This is a genomic window from Glycomyces sp. NPDC048151, assembly GCF_043202775.1.
Classification (GTDB): domain Bacteria; phylum Actinomycetota; class Actinomycetes; order Mycobacteriales; family Micromonosporaceae; genus Glycomyces.
Genome location: NZ_JBIDBB010000001.1, coordinates 463,082 through 478,622 on the forward strand (window position 1 = coordinate 463,082; position 15,541 = coordinate 478,622).

The 15,541-nt window shown below is 71.0% G+C and carries 10 protein-coding genes; 7 read left to right on the forward strand and 3 right to left on the reverse strand.

The annotated features are described in order from the left end of the window. Window positions 1–128 precede the first annotated feature (128 nt). Entirely contained in the window at window positions 129–1,085 is a 957-nt protein-coding gene (locus ACGGCP_RS02240; RefSeq protein ID WP_392959844.1) for an NlpC/P60 family protein, read from the forward strand. A gap of 52 nt (window positions 1,086–1,137) precedes the next feature. Here ACGGCP_RS02240 and ACGGCP_RS02245 read toward each other — a convergent pair whose 3' ends face one another. Both ACGGCP_RS02245 and ACGGCP_RS02250 read right to left on the reverse strand, forming a co-directional pair. Beyond that, window positions 1,138–3,165, reverse strand: a complete 2,028-nt coding sequence (locus ACGGCP_RS02245; protein WP_392959846.1) for a SpoIIE family protein phosphatase — start codon at window positions 3,163–3,165, stop codon at window positions 1,138–1,140. A gap of 201 nt (window positions 3,166–3,366) precedes the next feature. Beyond that, on the reverse strand, window positions 3,367–4,392 hold the full coding sequence (locus tag ACGGCP_RS02250) for an LPXTG cell wall anchor domain-containing protein (protein WP_392959848.1): 1,026 nt from the start codon (window positions 4,390–4,392) through the stop codon (window positions 3,367–3,369). Between the two features lie 252 nt (window positions 4,393–4,644). Here ACGGCP_RS02250 and ACGGCP_RS02255 point away from each other — a divergent pair, with 252 nt between their 5' ends. The 6 genes from ACGGCP_RS02255 (at window position 4,645) to ACGGCP_RS02280 (ending at window position 13,257) form a co-directional block, all read left to right on the forward strand. Next, the gene (locus tag ACGGCP_RS02255; RefSeq protein WP_392959851.1) at window positions 4,645–9,099 is read left to right on the forward strand and encodes a HAMP domain-containing protein; all 4,455 of its coding nucleotides are present in this window, start codon (window positions 4,645–4,647) and stop codon (window positions 9,097–9,099) included. Next, the gene (locus tag ACGGCP_RS02260; RefSeq protein WP_392959853.1) at window positions 9,096–9,650 is read left to right on the forward strand and encodes a PleD family two-component system response regulator; all 555 of its coding nucleotides are present in this window, start codon (window positions 9,096–9,098) and stop codon (window positions 9,648–9,650) included. Before ACGGCP_RS02255 ends, ACGGCP_RS02260 begins: the two co-directional genes overlap by 4 nt. A 280-nt stretch (window positions 9,651–9,930) precedes the next feature. Next, a complete protein-coding gene (locus ACGGCP_RS02265; protein ID WP_392959855.1) occupies window positions 9,931–10,374 on the forward strand; it encodes an STAS domain-containing protein in 444 nt (147 codons plus the stop codon). Further along, entirely contained in the window at window positions 10,371–11,723 is a 1,353-nt protein-coding gene (locus tag ACGGCP_RS02270; protein ID WP_392959857.1) for a PrsW family intramembrane metalloprotease, read from the forward strand. Before ACGGCP_RS02265 ends, ACGGCP_RS02270 begins: the two co-directional genes overlap by 4 nt. Window positions 11,724–12,210: 487 nt before the next feature. Next, window positions 12,211–12,717 carry a tRNA adenosine deaminase-associated protein gene (locus ACGGCP_RS02275; RefSeq protein ID WP_392959860.1) on the forward strand — a complete coding sequence of 169 codons (507 nt, stop codon included), beginning with the start codon at window positions 12,211–12,213 and terminating at the stop codon, window positions 12,715–12,717. A gap of 12 nt (window positions 12,718–12,729) precedes the next feature. Then, window positions 12,730–13,257 (forward strand): nucleoside deaminase, encoded by a 528-nt coding sequence (locus tag ACGGCP_RS02280; protein ID WP_392959862.1) that lies wholly within the window; start codon window positions 12,730–12,732, stop codon window positions 13,255–13,257. A gap of 128 nt (window positions 13,258–13,385) precedes the next feature. On the opposite strand, the gene ACGGCP_RS02285 is transcribed toward ACGGCP_RS02280, so the two are convergent. Further along, on the reverse strand, window positions 13,386–15,533 hold the full coding sequence (locus ACGGCP_RS02285; protein ID WP_392959865.1) for a heterodisulfide reductase-related iron-sulfur binding cluster: 2,148 nt from the start codon (window positions 15,531–15,533) through the stop codon (window positions 13,386–13,388). Between the last annotated feature and the right edge of the window lie 8 nt (window positions 15,534–15,541).

A 15,541-nucleotide genomic window follows, 5' to 3' on the forward strand; every position in this document is an offset into this window, starting at 1 on the left:
CCCGTAATCCCGCGCGCTAGGCTCATGTTCGGCCTCCCGGCGGCGCCCCCAGCGCCGTGCATCCCGCGGGCGGCCCTGTGCGTGTTTTGAGTGCACCCCGTCTTCCCATCCGAAGGAGCGCCCTCCTCGTGAAGCAGTCGCCTGTTCGACGCAAGTGGATGTCCGCCGCCGTCGCCGGAGGCCTGCTGGTCACCGTCGGTTCGGGGCCCGCCTGGGCACAGGACTCGCCCGAGGACATCAACGCCGAGATCGAGGACCTGGACGTCGACCTCGCTGCGGCCGTCGAGGAGTACAACCAGCTCGCGTCCGAGGTGGACGAGAACCGGGAGCTCATCGCGGAGACCGAGGCGAACCTCGAGACCGCCGAGGCCGACCTGGACGTCCTGCGCGACCAGCTCGCCGACTTCATCGGCGAGACCTATGTGGACCAAGGCATCGGGGACGCGGCGCTGCTGCTCGAATCGGGCACGCCGGACGCGTTCGTCGAGCGCATGGACCGGCTGAACTCGGCGAACCTCTACAACTTCGACCTCATGGACGACCTGCGGACCGCGACCGAGGAGTACACGACCCAGCGGGACCTGCTCACCGATCTCCAGGCCGACCTGGAGACCGAGCAGGCGAACCTGCAGAAGGCCGCCGACGACCTCACCGCCCGCATGGACGACCTCGAAGAGGAGTGGAAGACCGCCGCGGGCGAGGAGGTCCTCGAGTACGACCTGCCGCGCATGACCGACGACCAGTGGGCCGTCGTGGACTTCGCGCTCGACCAGCTCGACGAGCCGTACGTGTGGGGTTCGGCCGGGCCGGACTCGTGGGACTGCTCGGGCCTCATGCTCGGCGCGTACTCGCAGATCGGGATCAGCCTGCCGCACAACGCGGCCGCGCAGTGGGACATGGTCGCGCACATCAGCGAGGACGAGCTGCAGCCGGGCGACTTCGTGTTCTACAACGGCCTCGCGCACGTGGGCATGTACATCGGCAACGGCCTGATCGTGCACGCCCCGAACTCGACCACCGTTGTGAAGGTCGTCGAGCTGCACCACGGCAACAGCTACTACGGCGCGGGCACGCTCCTGCACTAAGGCGAACGGAGAGGGCCCCGCGAGTCACCTCGCGGGGCCCTCTCCCTTTGCCTTACTTCGGGTCGCAGCGGACGACGAGGATCGCGATGTCGTCGCGGGGTGACTCGGGGGAGAACGCCTCGACGGCCTCGAGCAGGGCCGTGGCGATCTGCCTGGCGCCCTTGCCCGCCGCGTCCCGGACGGCCCGCTCGATGCGTTCGTGGCCGAACATGGCGGCGCCGTCGCGGCGCTCGGTGACGCCGTCGGTGAAGAACACGAGGGCGTCCCCGGCGTCGAGGCGGACCTCCTCGGGGTTGACCTTGACGTCGGGGAAGAGCCCGACGGCGGTGCCTTCGCGGCCGACCCAGGCGGTCTCGCCGTCGGCGCGCAGCAGCAGCGGCTTCTCGTGGCCGGAGAGGCACAGGGTCGCGTTGAGAGTGCCGTCGCGGCCGGGGTCCAGGAGCGCGGACGCGATGGTCGCGTACCGCATGTCGCCGGGCTGCTCCAGGAGCGTCGCGTTGAGCAGTTCGAGGGCGCGCGGCAGCGGGCGGCCGTCGCGGGCCATGACCCGCAGGACGTCGCGGACGACGCCGGTGACGGCTGCGGCCTGCGCGCCCTTGCCGCACACGTCGCCGATCGCGACCCACAGGCGGTGGTCGGCGAGCTCGGTCGCGTCGTAGAAGTCGCCGCCGACCTCGGTGCCGGAGACCGGTCCCGGCCCGGACCCGGGCAGGCGGCGCGCCGTGGCGGGCAGGTACTCGGCGGCGAACGAGACGCCGGAGACGTCCGGCAGCGAGCCGGGCATGAGCGCGGCCTGCAGCTCGTTGGCGACGGCCTGGCGCTCGGCGTGGATGCGGGCGTTGTCGAGGGCGAGCGCGCTGCGCTTGGCGAGGTCGGCGACGACCGCGCGCTCCTCGGAGGAGTGCTGGCGGTCGACGTGCTTGCCGACGGTGAGGACGCCGATGGTGGCGCCGCGCGCCGAGAGCGGCACGGCGATGCCGTCGAGGCCGCGCGGGACGGGCAGCTCCATGCCCGTCCACCCGTCGGTCGCGAGCGCGGCGGCGAGCGCCGGGGCCGCGGTGTCGAGCTTGGCGCGCAGGTGCTCCAGTTCGCCTTCCTCGGCGTGCGTGAGCGAGGCGAGGCGCAGGTCGGGGCCGTCGCCGGTGAGGTGGACGGCGGCCCAGCGGCCGAGCTGGGGGACGACGAGCTGCGGGATGAGTGCCACCGTCAGGTGCTCTTCGAGGGAGTGCGCGAGGAGCTCGCCGGCTTCGGCGAGGTAGGTGAGCCAGCCGGAGCGGCGCTGCTCGTCGGTGCGCATGCGGTCGATCTGGACGGCGAGCGCGATGCGTTCGGCGACGAGCTCGGCGAGGGGCCGCCAGGACGGCTCGGGCTCCCCGGCGAGCATGAGCTTGCCGGTCGCGGGGGCGGTGAGCGGGAGGGGGACCGCGACGGAGACGGTGCCGACGTCGCCGAACTTGGCGAGGATCTGCGCTCCGGCGCCGTCCCCGGCGTCGTACTCGATCGCGCCGCCCGCGGCGGCGGTGGCGTCGTGGCAGCGGGCGAGGAGCTCGGTGACGATCTGGTCGACCGGCAGGCGCGACTGGATCGCGGGGGCGACGGTGAGGAGCGCGGCGAGCTGGCCGAGGTCGGGGAGGTGGGTCTCGGTGTCGGCGTCCGGGTCGGGGCGGGTGGCGGGGCGGGCGTCGGGGTCGCGGTCGATGCGGAACCAGATGGACTTGCCGGTCTGGTCGTGCGTGGTGCCCCACGAGGACGCGAACCGGTCGACGAGGAGGAGGCCGCGGCCGCCTTCGGCGGTGACCTCGGGCATCGCGGTGTCGAGGGGGTCGATGCCGCCGGAGCGGTAGTCGGTGACGGTGACGCGCACGCCGATCGGGTCGGCCGCGACGGTGAGGTTGATGTCGGTGCCGGCGTGGACGACGCCGTTGGTGGCCAGCTCGGTGGTGAGCAGCAGGGTCTCGTCGAGCAGCTCGGTGAGCCCGGCCTCGGTGAGCACCGCGCGGACGGCGGCGCGGGCGGCGGCGGGGGAGCGGTCGTCGGCCGGGAGCCGGAGGCGCCTGGCGAACCTCTCGGGGTACGTCACGGGCCCAAGTCTATGCCGGTCCGGTAACGGTGCGGGGGACCGCGTCGCCGCGTCGGGCCCGCCGCGGACCCGCATGTCGCATGGTGCGCGGAGGCGTTGCGGTGCAGGGGGAACGCGAAACGGCGGCCGCCCGTGGGGGCGGCCGCCGTGCAAGCGGAGTCGGTCCGGGTTCTCTCGTACCTCAGCGGACCCCTGCGGGAGCTACTCCCAGGTGGCCTGGGCCTTGCGGCGGCGCAGCATGAAGAACACGACCGCACCGGCCAGCAGCGCGGCGGCGGCCGAGCTGATCAGGACGATCGAGGAGTTGCCGGTGGTCGGCAGCTGGCCGCCGCCGGTGCCCGGCTGCTCGGCGGTCGGGACGTCCGGGAGGGCCTGGCCGGCCTCGAAGTAGAACGCGCCGAAGCCGTTCCACCAGTCGCCCTCGGTGGGCTCGATCTCGGTCAGGCCGAGCTGGTTGTCGGTCTCGAGGTCGTAGTAGCCCTCTTCGAGGACCAGGTCGAGCGTCTCGGCGTCGACGTCGACCGCGTAGTACGGGGCGATGTCGTTGTCGTCGACCTCGTCGACGATGTCGAAGTACAGCGGGGCGTCGAGGCCGTAGGTCGTGCCGGCCTCACCCTCGAAGTCGAGGACGACGCAGGTGGTGCCCCACTCCCAGACGGTGCAGTTGTCGTAGGGGGCCCAGGCCCACGCGTGGTTGGTGAGCTCCCAGACGTCCTCGATGCTCGCGAGCGAGACCGAGTCGTTGAAGACGAGGACGGTGGCGGCCACGTCGTCGGGGTTCTCGGCGGCGGCCTCGATGTAGAACTCGGGGTGGGCCTCGACGGACTCGCCGAGGTTCGCGTTCTGGAGGACCTCGTCGATGTAGGAGTACGAGTAGAAGGAGCCGAACTCGTCTTCGTCGTCCTCGCCGGCCTCGGGCAGCTCGCCCTCGGGGACCTCGGTCTCGGGGACCTCTTCGAGCGCAGGGTCCTTCTCCTCGGCGTTCTCGGAGCCGGCGCCGGGGGCCTCCTCCTCGGCCGGGTTCTCTTCGGCGGGGGCTTCCTCGGTGGTGGCCTCTGCCTCGGGGGTGGACTCCTCCGCCGCGGGGGTGGTCTCGGTGTTCTCGGTGTTCTCGGGGTTCTCCGGCTCGGTCTCCTGCGCGAAGGCGGGGGCGCCGACCGCGAGCGCGAGGGCCGCCGCGGCTCCGGCCGCGGCGACGCGCAGACCGGTCTTGTTCAGGGGGGACATATGTCTCCTATGGGAATCTTCGATTGGGGGGTGCGGCGCTCTCGCGGTCTCCACTGATCGTCGAACTCACCGCGGGAGCGCTGCGATAGATCACACGCACCACAGAAGACACCGGTTGCGAGCTTCAGTCAGTTTTCTTTCCCTAACTTGCCGTGACCGAACACAATGCCCTGAGTAACCTGCCTTCACGTTTGCCCGGTTCATGTGACAACCTGGTACCCAAGCCTGTCTCCGCAGCTGAGGAACCACGCCATGACGGACACCGTTTCCCGTACAGCGAGCCCGACCGACGAGTCGGACCTGCTCCGCAGCCTCGCCGACGCGCTCGGCGCCGTCGAACGGGGCGACTTCTCGGTGCGGCTGCCGCGCGGCGAGGGGCTCGCCGGGGAGGTCGTCGACCGGTTCAACGCCGTGGTCGAGCAGGCCGACCGGCAGGCCCGCGACCTCGCGCTCATCGCCCGCGTCGTCGGCCAGGAGGGCTCCTGGAACCACCGGCTCGTCATCGAGCACCTCGACGGCGGCTGGTCCGACGGCGCGGCCAGCGTCAACCGCCTGGTCGAGGACCTGGTGCGCCCCACCACCGAGCTCGGCCGCGTCCTCGAGGCGGTCGCCGCGGGCGACCTCTCCCAGGAGGCCGCCATGGAGATCGACGGCTCGCAGCTGCGCGGCGAGTTCCGCCGCCTCGGCGAGACCGTGAACCAGATGGTCGGGCTCCTGCGCTCCTTCGCCGGCGAGGTCACGCGCGTCGCCCGCGAGGTCGGCACCGAAGGCCAGCTCGGCGGCCAGGCCGACGTCCAGGGCGTCTCCGGCACCTGGCGCTCCCTGACGGACGCCGTGAACACCATGGCCTCCAACCTGACCGAGCAGGTCCGCTCCATCTCCACCGTGACCCGCGCCATCGCCGCGGGCGACCTCGGCCAGACCATCACCGTCAAGGCCTCCGGCGAGGTCGCCGAACTCGCCGACACCATCAACTCCCTCACCGCGACCCTCCAGGTCTTCGCGGGCGAGGTCACCCGCGTCGCCCGCGAGGTCGGCACCGAGGGCCGCCTCGGCGGCCAGGCGGCCGTGCCCGGCGTCTCCGGCACCTGGAAGGACCTCACCGACTCGGTGAACGACATGGCCGCGAGCCTCACCGACCAGGTCCGCGACATCGCCAAGGTCACCAGCGCGGTCGCCCGCGGCGACCTGACGCAGAAGATCGCCGTCCCCGCGCAGGGCGAGATCCTCGAGGTGAAGACCACCGTCAACACGATGGTGGACCAGCTCTCCAGCTTCGCCGACGAGGTCACGCGCGTGGCCCGCGAGGTGGGCACCGAGGGGCGCCTCGGCGGCCAGGCCCAGGTGTTCGGCGTCTCCGGCACCTGGCGCGACCTCACCCAGAACGTGAACCAGCTCGCCTCCAACCTCACCGAGCAGGTCCGCTCGATCTCCACCGTCACCGCCGCCGTCGCCCGCGGCGACCTGACGCAGAAGATCGCCGTCGACGCCCAGGGCGAGATCCTCGAGGTCAAGACCACCGTCAACATCATGGTCGACCAGCTCTCCAGCTTCGCCGACGAGGTCACGCGCGTGGCCCGCGAGGTCGGCAGCGAGGGCCGCCTCGGCGGCCAGGCGAACGTCCAGGGCGTCTCCGGCACCTGGAAGGACCTCACCGAGAACGTGAACCTGATGGCGTCCAACCTGACCGCCCAGGTCCGCAACATCTCCTCCGTCGCCACGGCCGTCGCCACCGGCGACCTGTCCCGGCAGATCACCGTCGATGCGCGCGGCGAGATGCTCGAGCTGAAGTCGACGATGAACTCGATGGTGGCGCAGCTGTCGCAGTTCGCCGACGAGGTCACGCGCGTCGCCCGCGAAGTGGGCACCGACGGCCGCCTCGGCGGACAGGCGAACGTCCAGGGCGTCTCCGGCATCTGGGAGGCCCTCACCGACAACGTGAACTCCATGGCCTCCAACCTGACCGCCCAGGTCCGCAACATCTCCTCCGTCGCCACCGCGGTCGCCCGAGGCGACCTCAACCGGCAGATCACCGTGGACGCGCAGGGCGAGATGCTCGAGCTGAAGACCACCATGAACACGATGGTCGCCCAGCTCTCCCAGTTCGCCGACGAGGTCACCCGCGTCGCCCGCGAAGTCGGCACGGACGGCGTCCTCGGCGGCCAGGCCAACGTGCAGGGCGTCTCCGGCACCTGGAAGGACCTCACCGAGAACGTCAACTCGATGGCCTCCAGCCTCACCAGCCAGGTCCGCGACATCGCCTCGGTCACCACGGCCGTGGCGCGCGGCGACCTGACGCAGAAGGTCACCGTCGACGTCCAAGGCGAGATGCTCGAACTGAAGACCACCGTGAACACCATGGTCGAGCAGCTCTCCAGCTTCGCCACCGAGGTCACCCGCGTCGCCCGCGAGGTCGGCGTCGAAGGCAACCTCGGCGGCCAGGCCGAGGTCGCGGGCGTCTCCGGCACCTGGCTCGCCCTCACCCGCAACGTGAACTCGCTCGCCGCGACGCTCACACTCCAGCTGCGCGCCATCGCGAACGTCGCCCACGCCGTGGCCCGCGGCGACCTCACCCAGTCCGTCGACTTCGAGGCCGCGGGCGAGATCGCCGACCTCACCGAGTCGATCAACCAGATGATCACCGCCCTGCGCGACAAGACCCGCCAGAACACCGACGCGGACTGGCTCAACTCGAACCTCGCCCGCATCTCCTCGCTCCTCCAGGGCCGCAGAGGCGTCGAAGAGGTCACCCGCATGGTCCTCGACGAGGTCACGCCGCTCATCGACGCGCAGACCTCCACGTTCTACGTCCGCCACGAGGACGTCTCCGGGCACGTCACCTACCGGCTCAACGCCGTCTACGGCCACCCCAACCCCGGCGAGAAGAAGCTCATCGAGGACAACGAGGGCATGGTCGGCCAGGCCGCCGCGTCCAAGCGCACCATCCACCTGCACGACATCCCCGAGGGCTACCTGGAGATCTCCTCGGGCCTCGGCCAGGCCACCCCGACCGACCTCATCATCCTGCCCGTCCAGTTCGGCGACAAGGTGCGCGGCGTCATCGAGTTCGCCTCGTTCAACACCTACTCCGGGCTCCACAAGCGGTTCCTCGACGCGCTGGCCCCGAACGTCGGCGTCACGCTCGCCACGATCGAGGGCAACGCCCGCACCGAGGTGCTGCTGCGCGAGTCCCAGCGGATGGCGCAGGAGCTGCGGGCGCAGTCGAACCGCCTGCAGGAGACCAACGTCGAGCTCGAGGAGAAGGCGCAGCTGCTCTCGGCGCAGAACAAGGCGATCGAGCTGAAGAACGAAGAGGTCGAGACCGCCCGCAAGGACATCGAGGAGAAGGCCGAGCAGCTCGCGCAGGCCTCGAAGTACAAGTCGGAGTTCCTCGCGAACGTCTCGCACGAGCTGCGCACGCCGCTGAACTCGCTGCTGCTGCTCGCGCGGCTCCTGTCGGAGAACTCGGACGGGAACCTCTCGGAGCGCCAGATCGAGTTCGCGCGCACGATCTACAACGCGGGCACCGACCTGCTCACGCTCATCGACGACATCCTCGACCTGTCGAAGATCGAGGCCGGGCGCATGGACGTGTCGGTCCACCCGGTCGACCTGGCCGAGATCCTCGGCGACATCGAGTCGGCGTTCCGGCCGCAGGCCGAGGACAAGGGCCTGGACTTCAAGGTCGACGTCGGCGCGGGCGTGCCGCAGCTGATGCAGACCGACGGGCAGAAGTTCCAGCAGGTCCTGCGCAACCTCCTGTCGAACGCGGTGAAGTTCACGCGGGTCGGCTCGGTGACGCTCGCGGTGCGGCGCGTCCCGGCGGACCTGCGCTTCGACGCCCCGCACCTGAACGCGGCGGGCGAGCGGCTCGCGTTCAGCGTCGTCGACACCGGCATCGGCGTCGCCGAAGGCAAGAAGGGCATCATCTTCGAGCCGTTCCAGCAGGCCGACGGCACGACGCGGCGCACGTTCGGCGGTACGGGCCTGGGCCTTTCGATCTCGAAGTCGCTGTCGCTCATGCTCGGCGGCGACGTGTTCATCGAGCACACCGGCGACGCCGGGTCGAAGTTCACGTTCGTCGTCCCCGTCGAGATCGACGCCGACGGCGACTACACGCCCGTGCGCTCCGAGCTCCCGGCCGTCCGCGAGCCCTCCCCCGGGATCCTCACGGGCGCACCGGAGACGCCCTCGTCGTCGGCCGCGGCCCAGCACCTCGAAGGCGCCACGGTCCTCATCGTCGACGACGACATCCGCAACGTCTTCGCGCTCACCGCGGCCCTGGAGCTGCACGGCATCGACGTGCACTACGCCGAGAACGGCGCGGACGGCATCGACGCCCTCCAGCACCACCCGGGCATCGACATCGTCCTCATGGACTCGATGATGCCGGGCATGGACGGGAACGAGACGACCCGCGTCATCCGCCGCATGCCGCAGTTCGCGGACCTGCCGATCGTGTTCCTCACCGCGCAGGCCCTCGCCGAGCAGCGGGAGAAGTCCGTCGAGGCGGGCGCGAGCGCGTACCTGACCAAGCCCGTGGACCTCGACCTGCTGCTCGACACCATGTCGCAGTGGATCGTCACGGCCCCGAGCGGGAACGGGCGCCACGCTGCGCGAGGCGGCGCACACGAGTCGGGCCCCGCGGGCGGGGCCGTCGCGTCCGAACGCGACAATGACGGACCGACCGTTGGAGGCACCAGATGAGCACCGCCCGCGTCCTGCTCGTTGACGACCGTTCCGAGAACCTCCTCGCGCTGGAAGCCATTCTCCAAGGGCTGCCGGTGAACACGATCGCGGTCACGTCCGGCGAGGAGGCGCTGAAGCGGCTCCTGTCGGAGGACTACGCGGCGATCCTGCTGGACGCGCAGATGCCCGGCATGGACGGGTTCGAGACGGCGCGGCACATCAAACAGCGCGAGAAGACCCGGCACACGCCGATCATCTTCCTGACCGCGGCCGACCGGGACGCGCACCTGGCGATGCGCGGGTACTCGGTGGGCGCGGTCGACTACATCACGAAGCCGTTCGACCCGTGGATGCTGCGCACCAAGGTGAAGGTGTTCATCGACCTGTGGGCGCAGGGGCAGGCGCTGCGGCAGACCTCCGAGCGGACCAGGGACCTGCGCGAGCGCGAGGGGCACCTGACGAGCCGCCTCGACCAGGCCCGCGACGCCCTCGCGGCCTGGCAGGAGGGCCGGGCGGACGACCCCGAGATCGCCCGCATCCTGGGGCTCCTGGAACCGGGGCAGGCGTAGGCGCGGGACGGAAGGCACGCTGAAGAGGTTCGACCGCCGAGTGGGCCCCCGGTTCAAACCCTGACACAGGGGTGTGACATCGCAGTGGCGCAGCGTGTTCGAACGATCGATGCGCATGCTGAAGAGGTTCGGCCGCGGCGTGGGCCCCCCGTCTCAAACCTGACAGGCGGGTACGACATCGTCGCGCCTCGGTTGTTCGAACGGCAAGCGCGACAAGGTTTCGCGTCCGATCCGCGCCGGGGGCTCCTCCTTTCGTGGGAAACCGGTTAGGGTTGTCCTCGTGACGCACCAGAAGCTCGACATCTCGGTACACCGCGAGGCGAACGAGACGATCGTGGTGCTGACCGGCGAAATCGACCTGCACACCGCGCCCCGGCTCTCCGCGGCCGTGGACGCCGCGCTCGTGGAGGACCCCGTGCGGGTCGTCCTCGACATGCGGGGCGTGACGTTCTGCGACTCGCGCGGACTGGGCACGCTCGTGATCGTCGCCCGCGCGGCCGCCCGCGCCCGCGCGGTGCTCGTCCTCGCTAACCTCGGCGACTTCCTCAAGCGCCTCCTCGCCGTCTCCGGCATCGGCGAGCACTTCGTCATCCGCGAGAGCGCCCCCGAGGCCGAGAGCCCCTCGCTGGGCCTCAGCGACATCGAGGAGACCGGCACCGACTCCGGCCAGACCCTCGGCCGCCCCGACCCCGCCACCGACTCCGGCCAGGAGCCCCCGCGATGAACCTCTCGACCACGGCGCAGGCGATCCTCGGCGCCGCCATCGTCCTCGCGCTCGGCGGCATCGTGCTCGCCTGGATCGGCCTGGCCCGCAAGACCAAGGCCTTCCTCATCGCCGGGACCGCCATGCTCTTCGCGGCAGGGGCCACGGTCCTCGCCTGGGCCATCGTCGAAGGCTCGGGCGCACAGGCCTTCGCGGTCGGCCTCGCCGCCGCGATCCTGCCCGCGCCGCTGCTGGTCGGCACGTTCCTGTGGCTCGGCCGCTACCGGCGCCGCCCGTGGCTCGTGCTCGCGTTCTGCTTCGGCTGGGGCGCGTGCGTCGCGACCGCGATCTCCCTCGTCGTCAACACCAGCGCCTCGATCCTCCTGGAACGGAACGACCTCGACCCGAACCTCGCGGCCGTCGTCTCCGCGCCCGTGATCGAGGAGATCGCGAAGCTCCTCGGCCCGCTCCTGGTGTACTGGACGGCCCGCCGCCACCTCACCGGCACCCTCGACGCCCTCGTCTACTGCGGACTGTCCGGGGCCGGCTTCGCCGTCGCCGAGAACGTCCTCTACGCCTCCGGCGCGTACCTGTACGGCGCCGAGTCGCTCGACGCGGCCGCCGGGATCGCGCAGGTCACCATCCTCGTCGCCGTGCGCGGCCTCGCCACCATGTTCGCCCACCCGCTCATGACGGGCCTGTCGGCGATCGGCCTCGGCAAGGCCGCCCGCAAGCCCGGACGCAAGGGCCTCCAGACCGTGTGGATCATCGGGATGCTCCTGTGCGGCATGGGCCTCCACGCCCTGTGGAACGGCTCCTCCGTGCTCGGCGTCAACCTCGACATGCCCGCCCTGTGGTTCGCGCTCTACCCGGCGTTCCTCGCGCCCCTGTTCTTCACCATGGTCGGCGCGGCCCTGTGGCTGCGCGCCGCCGACGCCCGCCGCACCCAGACCTCCCTCGCCCCCATGGTGGCCGCCGGACAGGTCTCGCCGCCCGAGCTGGCGTCCCTCGCGACGTTCGCGCGCCGCGCCGCCGCCCGCGCCTGGGCCTACCGCCACCGCGGCAAGCCGGGCGAGACGGCCATGCGGGACTTCCAAAGGGCCGCCTCCGATCTCGCCGAGCAGTACGACCTCGCGTCCATCGGCAGGCCCTGGGACCAGGGGTGCATCGAGCACGCCGTGCGCACCATGCACGCCGCCCGCGCCGTCTACGCCGGGTCCGACCCGCAGACGCCCCCCGCGCTCTGGGACGGCCGCCGGTACCACGTGACGTTCCCCGACGGCCAGGTCCGCGCCGTCGAGCCGCCTCCGCAGCCGGTGATGCCGCTTCCGCTGGCGCCCCCGCCTGCGTACCCTGTCTCGTATGCATGAGGGACCCATCGGGCCCACCTCGTGGGCGGGCCCCGCTGAGCCGCCCGCGACAGCGCCCCCGCCGCGCTCCGGGAGGCCGCGCTGGAGGGAGCCCCACCCGGTCCGCGTCGGACCCGCCGCGGCGGGCTCGGTCCTGTCCGGGCTCTGGGTGCTCCTGTGGCTCTTGGCGTACGCCAGGAGCGCCGGCGAGGCCCTGCCTACAGGGGCGGGCTTCGCCTGGGTGACTTTGGCCGCGAGTACGATCGGAGCGGTCGCCGCCGCGCTGCTGGCGCGCTACGGTGACCGCGGGGCAGCGGTCGGCGTAGCGGCGGTCGCAGGGACGGCCGCTGGCGTCACGGGGCTCTCATGCGAGCTGTATCTTTTGCTGACCGGCGACTGGATCCTGTGGTTACATCAACCGCGGGTCGCCACATCCTTCAGTAGGTCGTATCGAACGGCTGCCCAATCGGGCCGCAGGTTCCATTGAATGAGAAGACGGGGACGGATCGTGTCGTATTTCGCTGTGGCTGTGGGCCGCGAGGGCGACGAGTGGGAGGCCGCGGAGGTCGACCTCGACGCTGTTGCCGACGTCGAGGACGCGGCTGAGGCCATGCGTGAGGCTTTCCCTGACGCCGACTTGACGCTGTTGTTCGTCGACGCCGACGACGAGTACCTGACGGTGATGCGCCTCGACAACGGCGACGACCTGCGCACCTTCGGCTCCGATGCCGAGTACGCGTCGCAGTCGCGCCTGGGCGAGGCCCTCCTGGGCGACCTCGAGCCCGAGGACACCGAGGAGATCGACACCGAGGACGAGGAGTCGATCTCGGCCCGCCCGACCGAGCTCGACGCCGAGCCCGTCGGCGAGGCGGACGTGCTGGGCGACCTGGGCGTGCCCGGTTCGACCCTGCTGGCCCTGTGCGCCAAGGAAGGCATGATGCCCTCCGACGTCGTCGCCGAGGTCGCCAAGACCATCGGCTTCGCCGAGGCCCTGGAAGACGCGACCGGCTCCTAGAGCCGAAGCCCCATGCAGTCCCGCCGCGAGGTCCACGAGACCTGGATGCGACGCGCCCTCCAGATCGCGCGCACCGGAGGCCTCCCGGCGGACCGGCGGCCCCTTCCGGGGCCGACCGACACCCCGGACCCCGCACCCCGCGGCGACCTCCCGGTGGGGGCGCTGGTCATCGGCCCCGACGGACGCGAACTCGCCGCCGCCGCGAACGCCCGCGAGGCCCTCGGCGACCCGACCGCGCACGCGGAGGTGCTGGCGCTCAGGGAGGCCGCTGCGGTCCACGGCGACGGCTGGCGGCTCGAGCGCTGCACCCTAGTGGTGACCCTGGAGCCGTGCACGATGTGCGCCGGGGCGGCGGTGCTCGCCCGGGTGGGTGAAATCGTGTTCGGCGCCTGGGAGCCGAAGACGGGCGCGGCCGGCTCCCTCTGGGACGTCGTCCGCGACCCCCGCCTCAACCACAACCCCGACGTCTACGGCGGCGTCCTCGAAGCCGACTCGGCCGCGCTCCTGCGGTCCTACTTCGGGCGGAGCCCGAAAGGCTGATACAGCGGGCGCCAGCCTTCAAATCGGACAAACGAAGGACCCCCGGCCTTGGCGAAGCTTGCGAGCCATAAATTGGCACTGCCAAGGGTGGCACGGGGGTCCGACATCGTTCCTGACGTGATCGGCCGTTACTCGGCCGCCACGGCCTTCTCCTGGCGCTTCTCCTGCGTCCTCGCCAGCAGCTGCGCGATGTCGATGACCTCGACGTCCTCTCTCCCCGCGTCGGCGACGCCGTCGCGGAGCATCGTCGAGCAGAACGGGCAGCCGACGGCCACCGTCTTCGCGCCCGTGGCGACGGCCTCGTCGGCCCGCTCCCGGTTGACGCGCTTGCCGAGCGGCTCCTCGAGCCACATTCGCGCCCCGCCCGCGCCGCAGCAGAACGAGCGCTCCTCCGTGCGCGGCATCTCGGTGACCTCCGCGAAGGACCCGAGCAGTTCCCTTGGCGGCGTGAAGATCCGGTTGTGCCGGCCCAGGTAGCACGGGTCGTGGTAGGTCAGCTTGCCCTCGTGCTCCTCGACGGGCGTGATCTTCCCGGCGTTCACCAGGTCGTTCAGCAGCTCGGTGTGGTGCACGACCTCGTAGTTGCCGCCGAGGTCCTTGTACTCGTTCCCGACGGTGTTGAGGCAGTGCGGGCAGGTCGCGACGATCTTCACCGCGCCGACCTCGTTGAGCGTCTCCACGTTCTGCTCGGCGAGCATCTGGAACATGAACTCGTGCCCGATGCGCCGCGCCGAGTCGCCCGTGCACGTCTCGGCCTCGCCGAGGACTGCGAACTTCACGCCCGCGTCGTGCAGGAGCTGCGCCACCGCGCGGGAGGTCTTCTGCGCCTTGGGGTCGTACGCGCCGGCGCAGCCGACCCAGTACAGGTACTCGAAGTCCCCGCCCGCTTCGGCGATCGGCACCTCGAAGTCGAGCGGCTCGGCCCACTTGAGCCGGTGGGCGGGGTTCTCGCCCCACGGGTTGCCCTTGTTCTCGAGGTTGCGGAGCATGGTCTGGGCTTCGTCGGGGAAGTCCGACTCGATCATGACCATGTTGCGGCGCAGGTCGAGGATGTGGTCGACGTGCTCGATGTCGACCGGGCACTGCTCGACGCACGCGCCGCAGGTCGTGCACGACCACAGCACGTCCGGGTCGATCACGTTGCCGATGATGTTGATCTTCTGGTGCGGGTCCTCGCCGCCGCGCTCGGCCGCGATCGCCGCCGCCTTGAGGTACGGGGCCTGCTCGTACAGGTGGTCGCGCAGGTCCGTGATGAGCTTCTTCGGCGACAGCGGCTTGCCGGTGTTCCAGGCGGGGCACTGCGACTGGCAGCGCCCGCACTCGGTGCACGTGGAGAAGTCGAGCAGGCCCTTCCACGAGAAGTCGCTGATGGTGGCGACGCCGAACGGCTGCGTCTCGGGGTCGGCGGTCTCGAAGTCGGCGGGCTCGCCGTCGATGAGCATCGGCTTGGCCGCGCCCAGGCTGACCGCGCCGTCGGCGCTGCGCTTGAAGTAGATGTTGAAGAACGCCGTCACGCGGTGCCAGCCGATGCCCATCGACGGGATGAGCGCGAGCATGAGGAAGAACGTCCAGGACACGAGGATGTCGAGCCCCGCGATGAGGGTGACGGCGGTGTGCAGCGACTCCGGCGAGGCGCCGTTCCACGAGTCCGCGATGAGGGTGGAGACCGGCGACGTCCACTCGTGGTCGATCTCGCCGAGCGCCACCTTGAACGAGCGGATGAGCATGTGCGACACGACGATCGTGAAGATCGTCGCCTCGATGTAGAACGCCATCCACTGCCGCGAGCCCTCGAACCGCGACGACGACCGCCGCTGCCCGGCGTCCGAGGCGGTGCCCTGCGGATCCACGCGGTGCGCGCGGGGCTGCCGGGCGAGCCGGATCGCGAAGAGGGCGACGATGGCGAGGCCGGTGAGCACGGTGAGGATCTCCGAGCCGAGCAGCCACAGGCTCCAGTGCCCGACGATCGGCAGGCTCCACTCCGGGTTGATCACCTCGAAGTACGACTGCAGCAGGGCGGGGAACAGCAGGAAGAACCCGAAGAACACCGCCCAGTGCGCCAGGCCGACCCAGGTCCACTTGAGCATCTTGGTGTGCCCCAGGGTCTCCCGCAGCATGGTCTTGACGCGCGCGTCGCGTTCGCCCTTCCGGGTCCTGTCGGCGGCGCCGAGCCTGATGAGCCCCAGCATCCCGAGCCCGGCGCGGACGAACAGCCCGATGGCGACCGCGGTGTACGCGAACGCGACCGTGGCCGTGACGATTTGGACGACTCCCATGGCGACCT

Bases quoted from the DNA above. Each gene is read 5' to 3' on its own strand.
- ACGGCP_RS02250 (WP_392959848.1), bottom strand. From the start codon at position 4,392: ATGTCCCCCCTGAACAAGACCGGTCTGCGCGTCGCCGCGGCCGGAGCC.
- ACGGCP_RS02255 (WP_392959851.1), top strand. From the start codon at position 4,645: ATGACGGACACCGTTTCCCGTACAGCGAGCCCGACCGACGAGTCGGAC.
- ACGGCP_RS02260 (WP_392959853.1), top strand. From the start codon at position 9,096: ATGAGCACCGCCCGCGTCCTGCTCGTTGACGACCGTTCCGAGAACCTC.
- ACGGCP_RS02270 (WP_392959857.1), top strand. From the start codon at position 10,371: ATGAACCTCTCGACCACGGCGCAGGCGATCCTCGGCGCCGCCATCGTC.
- ACGGCP_RS02280 (WP_392959862.1), top strand. From the start codon at position 12,730: ATGCAGTCCCGCCGCGAGGTCCACGAGACCTGGATGCGACGCGCCCTC.
- ACGGCP_RS02285 (WP_392959865.1), bottom strand. From the start codon at position 15,533: ATGGGAGTCGTCCAAATCGTCACGGCCACGGTCGCGTTCGCGTACACC.